Origin of the sequence: Calothrix sp. CCY 0018, from assembly GCF_963920925.1 — a bacterium.
GTDB lineage: Bacteria > Cyanobacteriota > Cyanobacteriia > Cyanobacteriales > Nostocaceae > Rivularia.
In genome coordinates this window covers 1-12,222 of record NZ_CAWUDI010000029.1, presented here as the reverse complement: position 1 = coordinate 12,222, position 12,222 = coordinate 1, and the positions used below count along the sequence as shown (strand labels likewise).

Annotated in this window: 11 protein-coding genes; 1 reads left to right on the top strand and 10 read right to left on the bottom strand. The window is 34.6% G+C overall.

The features are described 5' to 3' along the window. Position 1: 1 nt before the first annotated feature. The 10 genes from ACM03V_RS20585 to ACM03V_RS20540 form a co-directional block, all read right to left on the bottom strand. Positions 2–637, bottom strand: a complete 636-nt coding sequence (locus ACM03V_RS20585) for an acyltransferase (protein WP_414622659.1) — start codon at positions 635–637, stop codon at positions 2–4. 455 nt (positions 638–1,092) lie between these two features. After that, positions 1,093–1,818, bottom strand: coding sequence for a sterol desaturase family protein (locus ACM03V_RS20580; RefSeq protein WP_414622658.1), 726 nt, complete (start codon positions 1,816–1,818; stop codon positions 1,093–1,095). A gap of 123 nt (positions 1,819–1,941) precedes the next feature. Further along, positions 1,942–2,961, bottom strand: a complete 1,020-nt coding sequence (locus ACM03V_RS20575) for a Rieske 2Fe-2S domain-containing protein (protein WP_414622657.1) — start codon at positions 2,959–2,961, stop codon at positions 1,942–1,944. A gap of 268 nt (positions 2,962–3,229) precedes the next feature. Further along, complete coding sequence (locus ACM03V_RS20570; RefSeq protein ID WP_414622656.1) at positions 3,230–3,520, bottom strand: 2Fe-2S iron-sulfur cluster binding domain-containing protein; 291 nt, start codon at positions 3,518–3,520, stop codon at positions 3,230–3,232. 188 nt (positions 3,521–3,708) lie between these two features. After that, positions 3,709–4,749, bottom strand: coding sequence for a Rieske 2Fe-2S domain-containing protein (locus tag ACM03V_RS20565; protein ID WP_414622655.1), 1,041 nt, complete (start codon positions 4,747–4,749; stop codon positions 3,709–3,711). 43 nt (positions 4,750–4,792) lie between these two features. After that, on the bottom strand, positions 4,793–5,968 hold the full coding sequence (locus tag ACM03V_RS20560) for a P-aminobenzoate N-oxygenase AurF (RefSeq protein ID WP_414622654.1): 1,176 nt from the start codon (positions 5,966–5,968) through the stop codon (positions 4,793–4,795). A gap of 67 nt (positions 5,969–6,035) precedes the next feature. Next, positions 6,036–6,956, bottom strand: coding sequence for a ferritin-like domain-containing protein (locus tag ACM03V_RS20555; RefSeq protein WP_414622653.1), 921 nt, complete (start codon positions 6,954–6,956; stop codon positions 6,036–6,038). A 152-nt stretch (positions 6,957–7,108) separates the two neighbouring features. After that, positions 7,109–7,366 (bottom strand): hypothetical protein, encoded by a 258-nt coding sequence (locus tag ACM03V_RS20550; protein ID WP_414622652.1) that lies wholly within the window; start codon positions 7,364–7,366, stop codon positions 7,109–7,111. 185 nt (positions 7,367–7,551) lie between these two features. Next, complete coding sequence (locus ACM03V_RS20545) at positions 7,552–8,646, bottom strand: Rieske 2Fe-2S domain-containing protein (protein WP_414622743.1); 1,095 nt, start codon at positions 8,644–8,646, stop codon at positions 7,552–7,554. 166 nt (positions 8,647–8,812) lie between these two features. Continuing rightward, entirely contained in the window at positions 8,813–9,565 is a 753-nt protein-coding gene (locus ACM03V_RS20540) for a hypothetical protein (RefSeq protein WP_414622651.1), read from the bottom strand. A gap of 990 nt (positions 9,566–10,555) precedes the next feature. Here ACM03V_RS20540 and ACM03V_RS20535 point away from each other — a divergent pair. After that, positions 10,556–12,193 carry a sensor histidine kinase gene (locus tag ACM03V_RS20535; protein WP_414622650.1) on the top strand — a complete coding sequence of 546 codons (1,638 nt, stop codon included), beginning with the start codon at positions 10,556–10,558 and terminating at the stop codon, positions 12,191–12,193. Positions 12,194–12,222: the final 29 nt, after the last annotated feature.

Below are 12,222 nucleotides of genomic sequence, written 5' to 3'. Positions count from 1 at the left end.
GTCAATTCAAAGCAATTTCCTGTAATTCATCGGAAATGACTGTATTCGGATACAAACAGCTATTTGCAGGAATAAAAGTTTCGTCTTTAACTATTACACCGGGAGTAAGTTTAGAACCCGCTCCGATAAAAACATCGCTACCAATTTTTACTTTTTTTACATACAGCATCAAATCTTGTTTTTTCGGTTTAACGACATGAGGAAAAATACCGCAGCTTTGTCCGAAAAGTACGCGATCGCCAATTTCAATTAAGGAACGATCGCCTATTTCTAATGTAGGAGTCCAGTATACATTTTTACCGACTTTTGCCCCCCACAATCGCAACCACAACGAAAATGCACCGGGAATCAGACGCAATGCCGATTCTAAAAAGCTAAAAGTCACATATATTAACTGTATTTGGTGACTTCCCCACCAAGGAGAATATTCTTTCCCCCCTAGATAACTAATTCCTTCTTCAATCGGGTAAAAAAAATCATGTATTTTATGGATTAATAATGGCAATCCATAGAATGAAAACAACAAAGCAGCAACGCTTAAAATTCCAGGAGAATAACAAACCGATAACAAAGAGATAAATCCTAGAAGCATGACAGCAGCAGGAAAAAAGGAAAGTATAGTGCTTATTAAAGTCATGGGTTTTGATATAAGTAGGTTGGCACTAATGAATCTAACTATGTAACGAAAAGTAAAAACCCCAAAATGGTTGGGATTGCGTCGTCGTGCCTCCATTCCCTAAGAGGGAACACTCCGTGAACGCAATGACAGAAGACAATTATATTTATTCACGCTGACTTACTTAGTAATTTTGAAATTGTCTATGCTGACATCTTTTGTTCCAACTTTGGATTTTGAGCAAATTTTGAGCTTTAACATTCGCAACATTTGAAATGCGATGTAGTTTGATAATTTCCACGATATCCAGTTTATTAAGCATTAGTACCATTTGCTTTCAAAACACGTATAAATCCGGATGTAGGTATCCCAATCTACAATTACTTTAAATTTCATGCCTGTAATATGAAGTAAAAAAGGTATGAGTAGCAGCAATTAGGATGATGTGTTATTACCGTAAGTATCTGGATACTTTTTTAAAACGGGAAGAGTAGTTTTTTCGTAAAAGAAAGATAATTATTAATGCCTAACGAATCTGGGAGATTATCGGATTGATAGTAAGTCCCATGTATTTTATCCCAAAGCTTCAAGTTTGCACCGTAGTTTCCTCGATCGCAATTGCTGGAATGATGCCAAGCATGATCTTGGGGTAGAATTAACCACGGTGAGAAACAATAATATAACCATGAATTTACTTTTGGTGTAAAGTTACTGTGTCGCCACAAATCTAAAGCCGAACTTAAACTGATGCCTAAAATATACCAGTAAGGTTCTTGCAGCAAATACAGAAATAATGAGTGAATCCATAGATAAACGATAAAGAAGCTTGTCCATAAAGTATTACGAGAAGTTCCCAACACGTCCATTTCTGTGACAGTATGATGCACTTGATGCATAAACCATAGTTTCCGAGTGTGAAATAAACGATGGTTCCAATAATATAGATAATCTACAAATATAAAACTTAGCGAGAAAGCAGCAATAGGATAAAGATTTAATGAAGCACGAGTATCTGGTAGCAGCAACTGGTAAAGTTGAAAAATTACGTTAATTTGTAAAAAAGGGATTATAATTCCCTGAAAAAATAAGCCAATACCGTCTAATAACCAATCTTCACGACTCTTTTTTTGCCATATAAAGGGTTGCTTGCTATTTGTAAGGGTTAATGCTAGAAGAATTACGAAGGTAAAGAAAACTAACATATTGATAAATCAGTTGTAATTTATACGATTTGAAGATTATATAATCGCTATACTTTAATTCAGGTTCTACCTGGGAATTTTTTGGAAGTGGCTGAGCCACTTCTTTTTTTGTTTGTACTTTACTTAAACCCAGAATTTTACCTCTACCGATTTATCCGGAAGCTGCCTTGGATCTTTTCCTGCTGTAATGCTCCCGCGAATTGACTCGACAAAAATATGGATGGTGTCGGCAGGAGTATTCGCAAACTGGGTTCCATACTTTTCGATTGCTTGCCACTGAATCTTTAAAGCTTGAATATCTTGCTGGATAATATGCTGTGTAGTCCAATGTACGAGGGGCTTTGCCAGTTTATTCCATATTCCATAGTTGTAGGTTACATAGGTATAAACCAAAGTCGAATCTTCTGTTTCTGGAATACATTGGCTGGTGATGAAAAGTTTTCTTTTGGGTGACATATCGTATTCAACGCTGGTGACATTCGGCATATGAAAGCTATCAATGTGGCGAATTTTATTACCTTTACGATTAAGAAATTTTGCAAACCAGCCTAGATTACTGGTTTCGTTACGATATTCTGCAAACACGCTACCATTACGTCTTTCTACAGTCATTTCTAGCTGTTGTTTGCTGGGTTTGCGAAAGATTCCAGGATGTACCGAAGCTGTATGGGGAACATCAATGAAATTTTCCGCACAATTGGTAACGTTATTGTGAAAGCGATTGATAACTTTTACAGTTTCCCATCCCGGCTGTTGGTACTTAGGCATTTTGAAAGGTGCAAATTCCTCCAAAGGTGATGACAAACGCACGTAAACGAAACCATCTTCTTCCTTGGTTTGATAAAGTTGGCTTTTTCGCATTTTGCTTGAACAAAAATTCTCTCCTTCCGAAGGTACGGTAACAACCTTGCCAGTATTATCGTAAACCCAGCCGTGATAAGGACATTTGAGCTTGCCTTGACAAACTTTACCTTTTGATAAACGGGTATTTCTGTGAATGCACCTATCTTGTAAAGCGACAGGTTTACCATCTTCCCCACGAAATAGTGCCAGCCATTCACCTAAAATTGTCCGTGAAAGGACTTGATTTGGTTTTAATTGGTTGCTTAATGCGACAACATACCAAAAATCTTCAAATTTCATATATTAGTTGTTAGTTGATAGTTGATTAGAACTTAAATCTTGCACCATTGTCGTTAAGTCCAAATACCCACCTTGTAAGCCGGAGGCTTTCTCGCAGAGAAATCAATTTTAAGGCTAATATACAAAGTGCTTTGAAACGCGCTCAAAGTATTTTTCAGTCTGATTTATCAGACTTTGTGTATGAGCCTGGAAATTTATTCCAAGGCAGTTGTTGAAAATGGTGCAAGATGTTATTAGAATATAAATTTACTTTCTTCTATTCCCACCTCTATTTAATTTTTGTAATTTGAATATCATTAGTTAGCTGAATTTGACAAGCTAATCTTGCTTTGGGATTTTCCGGAGCTAGTACTTCTAAAAGTTCTTTTTCCTCTGAGGATGGAGGTGGAATATTACCTTCTACAGCTACAATACAAGTCCCACAAATTCCAGTACGACAACCAAAAAGTATCGGCGAGTTTTCTACAGTTAAATGTTCGGCAAGCTTTTGATCTATTGTTAATTCAATCGATGAATATTTGCTTTCAATAAACTGAATTTTACAAGATTTTTTAGTCATATTTATAAGCAATGAATTACTATTAAATCTGGACTTATGCGGTTATTACAGGGCGTTGGTGCGTGACACATATGAGCCTTGTTACTACGTTCAAATTAATTTTAAGTGTCACACACCCTACAAACGTCAAATCCAAAATCTAAAACAAACCAAACGCATCCGTTGTTAAAAACATCCGTTGTTAAAATCTAAAATCTAAAATTATTTGACCATATTGAAGGTTGAAGTTTATTAACATAGCTCATATATTTAACCAACGGTTCATCAATAGTTAAAAGAGCGTTTGGATTATAACGAATATTGTCATAAATAATTCCGTCTTCACCACGTAAAAAATAATAAGCAAATTTCGTCATTAATAATAAACATCTACTTATCAACCAACCAAGAATTCCTTTTCGTTTCTTAGTTATATATATTGGCTGAATTCTAGTTTTTCTATTTTCTAAAGGTGTATAAGCATAAATCATATGCAAATAAGGTATAAATCGCACTTCTTTCATGATAGTTAGCAATCCTATACAGCCATCGGCATATCTCATGGTGTATTCATAATAATCTCCCAGTAAATTTCTTGCTATTCTTTCTCTAAATGTAGTTTGTGGAAATTCACCGCTGAGGGTAAAATCAATAATATTTCCAGATTTATTTTGCTCTAACGATAAATCCATTTTGATATTTAACTTATGCACGGTTTGCAAATGTTGAGCATCAATTCCGTTCATCATACAAATATGGTGATGACAATTGCGTTCAAAAGATTTATCGTATGATGTAACAAGAGATTGATTTTTTAACTCGTCAAATTCTACAACTTCGGGTGCTTCTTTATCTGGATAAACCCAAATAAAACCATATTTTTCGTCAGTAGCATAAGCCTGTAATTTAGCTTTTTGAGGAATATTAGATTGACAGGGAATATCTTGACATTTACCTTCACCATCAAATGCCCAATGATGGAAGAAACAGCGAATTAAATTACCATCGACTTTTCCAATTGATAAATCGGTTCCTAAATGGGGGCAGTAAGCATCTAATGCTCTTATTTTATTATCTTTACCGCGAAAAATTACGATTTTTTGTCCGCAAATAGTAAAGGATTTAGCTTTACCTTTGTTTATTTCTTTACTTGGACAAACGATATACCAACCTTTAGCAACAACGTCCCAATTGTTGAATACTTCCATATTTATTAATGGTTGGGTATTTTTATTTTGTAATGAGTTCATAGATTTACATGAATATTATTAAAGACAATCCTAAATTTAAAATCTAAAATCGAATTGCCCACTTTTTAAAAGCTTTTTTTTGCTGCTTCAAATACTTTGACATAGAATTTTCAGCCATTAAAGACATTTCACGGTTACTTTTCCATAGATAATCCAGAGGTTGGAGATAAACTTTATAGGATTCCATCGCTTCATGATGAGTTTGAAAACTGTTGTGTAGCGCTTGCGTCTCCTCCGTGAAACAACGACGCATCATGTCTTTCGCATCTCCATCGCTCATACCGAAAATGCGCGATCGCAACACTCGGTAAATTGCAGAATACAGTGCGGCATCGTACCAAAATATACCGTTGACTGCCACGGAACAATGATAATGGTCTTTTTGACAACCGCGTATTCCTAAATTAGCAACCAGTTTCTCAAAGTCGGTAGGTGGTTTGATACAGTTAATTACATCATGGGAAATTATAGTTGAACTATTAAAATGAAAACTTTCATCCATGAAGTGATAGTAGGAAATTTTTGCGGGGATGGGTGCATTTTCCGAATTGGGATGTTTTTGATAATAATTGCTGAGCTTGTGTTGAACTAACTTGCCGTTGAGAGTACGCACGCCCCTGACTGTAAAATACTGACAAGCTAAAAATGTGTTATCTGCCGATATTAATCCAAAAGCTTGTAGCTGAAGTTTTTTCCACTTACTCTTGAAAAAGTTGGTATCAGCAAACACCATAGTTTCTGTATAAGGACCGCGCATTGGGTAGCTGAAAATGCGTTCTCCAAACAGCGTTAATTCGACTTGTTTAGAGATTGTTTTAAAAGCATTAATATGGGCGCGTTCCTGTGAAGATTCCAAATCGAGCATATCGCATATTGGACGAAAATCTTCTTGAGCATATAGTCCAGCGGCGCTAGTTTGATTAAAAAAGATAGTCGCAATTTCAGCAGAAATGATTTGAGAATAGTAAGCTACCCAGTAAAGTTGATTGAGAATTATCCTTTGATTTGGGCTTGCTTCCGCCCATAAAGGTGTACCAAAAAGTAACGATAATTCTTCTGGATTCCAGTATTCATTTTTGCAATCATTATACTTAAAATTAGTTGCAGCTTGATCTAATAATTCCGTACAATCTTGCTGTTTATTACGTTTATAGTTAATTTTCAGCTTACAGCAGACTTGTTGATTTTCTAAAAGCGTATTTTCTTTAGTTTCAATCATAAAACTATCAATTTTTATTTATTTGTAGTAAGGGCTTTAGCCCTAATTTGAAGTACTTAAATTCAGGCTACGAGCAATTAAAAGAAACACATTGACTCGGCTTTAAAGGTTGAAAACTTCCCTTCATTTCCAGATTTTCAAGTATATTTTTAGCATTGGGCAAATCGATCAAATTGCGTAATAATTTCAAGCGACTTCCACTGTGAGTTTCAGTATCAAGTTGTGCAAAAATATTAATTTTATCTTGTTTAGATAAATGTCCTTTTACTTGCTCAACTGCTTTAACAACACTTTGAGGCCCCAATTGCACCATTTGTAAAAACATTGCCAATATTTCCACAATATTTTGACTCGATTTACCTAGCGATCTATTTTCAAGCAGCGTTACTCCCGTAGCGTGATGTCGGCTTTCATCTTGCAAAAAACCTTGTAATATCGATTTTAAGTGAGGATTTTGACAACATGAAGCTATACTGCGGTAATGAGTTAAACCCCATCCTTCTAAAACTACTTGCAGCACAAATAATAAAACTGTTTTATCTTCACTTTCTACTACGTTTTCCAGCAAATCTAAAAACGGGTTATAACTTACTTTTGGAGTCGGTAAAAAACTGCTAATTTGCGAAAAATGGGTTACTTCATCCGCAGCAAATAAACCATAAAGCATTCTTTCGGATATCGTTTCTGCTAGCAAAATCATTTTCGCCATGTAGCCCATGCCAGCTTTTTCAATAAAATAAGCTTCCTCCAAAATTCCTAAATTGCAAAGCTGTAAAATAGAACTTTGTTCCGCAGGTGTGGAATCTTGAAAAATTTGAACTTTATCGAGATTAAAATAATTAGCATCCCAGTAATGAGCTAAAGAGGTAGATTTGTTAATTAAATATCCATTTGTTTTTTCGAGTGCTGAAGATAAAATTCGATTTAATTTATCTTCTGGATTAATATCGGGTAAATCCAATCCAGCGATAGTGTATTGTTGATTCATAATTTCCGTAATTAAATTTAAGTTAATATTAAGAGTTTAATAGCTATTAAAACATACTAAAATGTAGCCCAGTCTGATTTATCAAACTTTGTATGTGAGCCTGAGAATTTATTCTAGGGCGGTTTGAAAGAAGTCAGTTAAAACGCTTATTTTTACTCTTCTGGTTTTAAACAGCTTGGAATAACCATAGGATGAGATTCTTTTTCAAAACTACTATCTTTCGGTAAAAACATAGGATGAGAATTATCTTCAGTTTTATTTTCCGTGAATTTACTTCCCGGTACAAGCATCTCTGAGTCCTCTTGAGGGCAGATTTCGGCTTTTTTCTGAGCATTTGCACCGCAAGCAGCGAAAACAATTACTATAAGCGAGTTGAAAATGATTGAACGAACTGTAAGAACTTGTTTCACGATCTAAGTATTAATTAATATGTTTGTTGTAATTGTTATTGCTTGTTTAATTTTTAATCTAACTGTTTCAATTTTTGTAACGCTTTAGTACTCCACCACATTAGATCTTATAATTCCGTAAAATGAGGCGGTAAAGCGCTACTATAAACCTTAATTAACTCTTAAATCTCTCAAACTTTAAGCTGTTAATCATTCGCTTCTCCTTTCGATTCCACCATCTCTACTTTTTTTTGTCTTTGTCTTTCTTGTTCCTCGTTTACGGGTTCCCAACTTCCCCATCGCAAGGCTTTTTGTGTTTCAACATTTTGGATAAATTGCAAAATAGCATTATCTGCTTTGGTTGGTGTTTGAAAGTCGAAGTCGATTGTTTGAAATATCTGTGTATCTCCTTTGGCAAAGTAATCTCCGACTAACTTTGTCAGCCAAAGCACCAATCTATTAAAAAACCAACCAAAAATACCTCGACGTTTTTTAGTTATTAAGATAGTTTGCCCTTCTGCTTTCCCGCCTTCAAGCAAACGCAAAGCAAACATAATATGAAAATGTAGAAAATCGGGGCCTAAAGTTACCGTACCAATACTTCCGTACCAATAACACATATTATAGGTAACGGCTTTTTTGTAAAAAGGACGGATTAATTTCATCAGAAACGAATTCTCACCACCCCTAGTAACGTTGTTAAAAATAATCGCATTATCGTTGAGTTGCTGCTTGCGAAAAACAATCTCTAAAGGTAGATTATGAACCGTATTAAAATGGTTGGCATCAATAGCGTTAATCATCACCACGTTGGGATGACAGTTTTTCACAAACTTAGAAGTTACAAGGCTATCACATTCAAAATTCTCTAATTCTGGAACAAACGGTAAAGGTTGTAAAGGAGTTTCACCCACCCAAACCCATATCATTCCGTATTTTTCGGCAACGTGCCAGGTTTTCAACTGTAAAGGAAGACTCGTTCCCAAACAAGGAACATCAACGCAATTACCTTGACTATCAAACTTCCAATTGTGAAATAGACAACGCAATCCCTTTCCTTCAACTTTACCTTCGGCAAGGTGAGCGCCCATATGAGGACATTTAGCGTCAAAGCAAACTAGTTCACCGTCAATACCCCGGTAAATTGCTAATTCTCTACCCAGTAACGACACCGCTTTTACTTTTCCTTTTCGCAGTTTTCTTGAAGGAATAGCCCAGTACCAACCTTCAATAAAACGTCTTGGATGGTTAAATATTTGCGTGTAACGATACGAACTTATAGTATTTGGTACGGCTTTCATGTCATTTTGATTACCGGAAGTTCCGGCTTGTAAAGAAGTTGTATTTAAAAGCGTTATATCAAAGATGAGCAATTTTTAGTGTGTTGAAAGCATCACCTCGATATTCAACGCCTTCTATTTCAACCCAACCGTATTTTAAGTTTAGGCAGAATTTTAAACCAGATTTTTAAACCAGAATTTCTAAAGTTGAATTTTGATTTTCGCTTTTACAATTTGCATTTGCAAACCATATTCTACGTCCAGCGCGAGTCAGGTTTTCTTCGCAAATCTCCGTAAAACAAACTAATTCATCACCATTAAGATGACCTGGATTAAGCGTCTGAAAAAACTGAATATGTGGATCTCGCAATCTTTGAGTAGGTATACCGTGCAATCCATCGCGCAATATGTGGGGATGGGGAAAACTAACCACACCAGTTTTAATATTATAATTTTCGCCAAAACGTTTGACAGATAAATTTTGTATCAAACACAAAATACGTTCGGGAGTTGGGGTATCGTAGCAGGGATAAAACTCTTTCCAAAATAAGGGTAAAAAACGATATGTGCGATAACCGCCAGAAATCAACAACCAGTAGAGTTTACCTTTACAGTATTCGTTTCTTAGCTTATTTATCGAAGCTATCCAGCCCGTAGATAGAGCCGAACTTGACCAAGCACTAGGATCTACAATAGTATCTCCAGAAAATACAATGCTAATATTTTCGCCTTCAAAGCAGGTGTCATACATTAGCAATGTTGAAAAACCTTTTAACTCATTTGTTTGTTCATCTTTAATCAAGATTACCCAATTTTTACTATCTAAATCGTTGTTAAATACATCTCTCTTAACTCCTTCAAAATGATTGTTTAACAGCGAAAACATTTCCTCTACATCCAAAGGAGATAAATCTCTAGTGCTAATTAATTTACTATTCATTTTTATCAATATTTTGTATTTGCTTATTATCAACTATAGTTTTTTATTTTGGAAACTTATTAAATATATGTGTCAGATAGTTATCTGTCCAGGGTATTTTCACAAAAAGGAATAGATAAAAAAAACGCTAAAATATTGATATACATAGTTTTGAGCTAGTCTAATATCTCTTTTATCCTAAATAGCATTATCTATAAATAATATGAACTATTGTAAATTACTAAAAACTTCATACCCCTTCATGTCGTTTCAGCTATATTCAATTAATATCTTAATGATTGCTATATCTTCTACCCAAAATAATAAATAATCGCAGATTATATTGTTAGTAATTGATTTCAGTAATATAAATAGGACGACCAGTTTAGTCTCCTTTTTAAGGAGTTGGGGGGATTTGAACCCAATAAACATAAAAGCTAGTTGAGATAGGTTTGGCAGTAAAGCTAAAGCTTGATATAAAGCATATTTTGAAGATATATGCTCGATTCCATGTTAAATGCGCTACAATAATTCCAGCTTTGGCTGACGACATAATTTATGTGCATCTACATTTAAAGTCAGGGTTGCATCATATACCATTTTCTTTAATACTTAAGTGTATCTTAATATCGTTGTTACTATTTTTCTACAGCAGCATTTTAAACAACCAGATGTAAACTATTCACCTTTGGTGTGGTTATCTCCTCATACACTATGATTATTTCCCTGCACTCTCTTGTAATCGTAGCGATCGTATCTGCAATGCAACTTTAGGAAAAAGCAACAAATATAACTATTCTTTAGGCTTTTGACTATCTTTAATAACTATTTGATCGGATTTCTCCATAATAATTTTGATTTTGATAAAATAACACCTCAAAATGGGCAAACTAAGCCTGAGAATTATCTAAATAATTTTAGTTTTTAACTTCTTTCAATAAAATGTTTTGAAGCCTAATTGTTTAGATAAGCATCAAGTTGATTTGAATCCAGGGAAGGAAATTACATATCATGCACGACTTAACTAAATTTACTCTTAGGGATATGTCAGAGTGTGGTTTAGCGCTACGAAAAATTGCAGAAAATTCTGATTGTATGGAAGATGCGAGTAATTTAATTATCAAATATTTTTACGAACATTTTATTAATAAAGATACTGGAGAAAAATCCTGTATTCTTGTACGTTTTTTTAAAACTCATGCCTACGAGAAACTAACTCCTGAATTACAAGAATATGCACGGGATATATTAGGTCAAAACAAGATTGCTGATGATTTAAAATGTTTGACTTTACTATCTACTGCGGGTGAACTTCCAGAATGGAATTCTCGCTATAAATCAACAGGGCATAAAGCAATACCACTTGCAAACGAAGATGCTATATATCGCATACCTATGATTTCGCAATTGATTAGACAGCTTGGCTTAAATCCGGGAATGCTATTACAACCCGATGTCGATTTATTAATTGATAGCGAACAGAAGATGTATAACGTATTTTACGTTCCGAATGCTTTGGGTAGCTCTTATATTCCTGCTCAAAATTCGTTCGTAATTCCGTTCGGAGTCAAATCTGTGATTGGATTTGGTGGATTATTACCTACTGGCGAGATGTTTACGATTTTGATGTTTTTAAGAGTAGTAGTTCCGCAAACCATTGTAGAATTAATACGTCCTTTAGCCTTAAATGTTAAAACTGCAATTCTTCGTTTTGATGACGGCAGAATTTTCCCAGAATCTCATCAAATTTCTATTAACGAAGACAATGTTTTACAGCGCCTAAATTCTCAAGTTGGGACTTTAAAGCAATTATTAAATGTTTCCGAACAATCTACTATAACTCAGTCAGATCGTTTAGAAAAAGCAATCACCAACCTTGAGCAAACTTTGAATCAGCTTCAGAAAACTCAAATTCAACTAGTACATAATGAAAAAATGTCTAGTTTAGGTAAAATGGTAGCAGGTATTGCTCATGAAATTAATAATCCCGTGAACTTTGTTGATGGAAATCTTAACTACGTAGAGGAATACAGCCAAACTTTACTCAAATTAATCCACTTATATCAACAGCAATATCCCGATTTTACAGAAAAGATTCAACAAGAAGTTGACTTTGATGAATTAGACTTTATCAAGGAAGATTTTACTAAAATTCTTCAGTCTATGAAAGTAGGAACTGAACGCATTCAAGATATTGTTAAATCTCTAAGAATTTTTTCTCGCTTAGACGAAGCAGAAATTAAACAGGTGGATATTCATTTAGGTATCGATAGTACTTTGATGATTTTACAAAGTCGTTTAAAAGCTCAGTCTAATCATCCCAAAATTGAAGTAATTAAAGAATATGGTAATTTACCAGAAATACATTGCTATCCCGGTCAACTAAATCAAGTCTTTATGAATATTATTGCTAATGCAATTGATGCTTTAGAAGAACAAATAGGCAATAGAGAATGGGCAATAGAAGATAATAACAAAGAAGGGAACAAAGATATTTTTAACCCTTTTCAAATTGGTGTTCGTACTGAAGTTGTAAATGAAAAATGGGTATCTATCAGTATTTCTGATAATGCTTTGGGGATGACAGAAGAAGTCAGTTCTAAATTATTTGACCCATTTTTTACGTATCCCCTCAAAATTTCGGGGTAGGTGGTTATTGAGGCACCCATGACCAACCA

What these genes read in the sequence shown, in the direction of transcription:
- ACM03V_RS20580 (WP_414622658.1), bottom strand. Translation starts at nt 1,818, where the DNA reads ATGTTAGTTTTCTTTACCTTCGTAATTCTTCTAGCATTAACCCTTACA.
- ACM03V_RS20540 (WP_414622651.1), bottom strand. Translation starts at nt 9,565, where the DNA reads ATGAATAGTAAATTAATTAGCACTAGAGATTTATCTCCTTTGGATGTA.
- ACM03V_RS20560 (WP_414622654.1), bottom strand. Translation starts at nt 5,968, where the DNA reads ATGATTGAAACTAAAGAAAATACGCTTTTAGAAAATCAACAAGTCTGC.
- ACM03V_RS20565 (WP_414622655.1), bottom strand. Translation starts at nt 4,749, where the DNA reads ATGAACTCATTACAAAATAAAAATACCCAACCATTAATAAATATGGAA.
- ACM03V_RS20585 (WP_414622659.1), bottom strand. Translation starts at nt 637, where the DNA reads ATGACTTTAATAAGCACTATACTTTCCTTTTTTCCTGCTGCTGTCATG.
- ACM03V_RS20570 (WP_414622656.1), bottom strand. Translation starts at nt 3,520, where the DNA reads ATGACTAAAAAATCTTGTAAAATTCAGTTTATTGAAAGCAAATATTCA.
- ACM03V_RS20555 (WP_414622653.1), bottom strand. Translation starts at nt 6,956, where the DNA reads ATGAATCAACAATACACTATCGCTGGATTGGATTTACCCGATATTAAT.
- ACM03V_RS20575 (WP_414622657.1), bottom strand. Translation starts at nt 2,961, where the DNA reads ATGAAATTTGAAGATTTTTGGTATGTTGTCGCATTAAGCAACCAATTA.
- ACM03V_RS20545 (WP_414622743.1), bottom strand. Translation starts at nt 8,646, where the DNA reads ATGAAAGCCGTACCAAATACTATAAGTTCGTATCGTTACACGCAAATA.
- ACM03V_RS20535 (WP_414622650.1), top strand. Translation starts at nt 10,556, where the DNA reads ATGCACGACTTAACTAAATTTACTCTTAGGGATATGTCAGAGTGTGGT.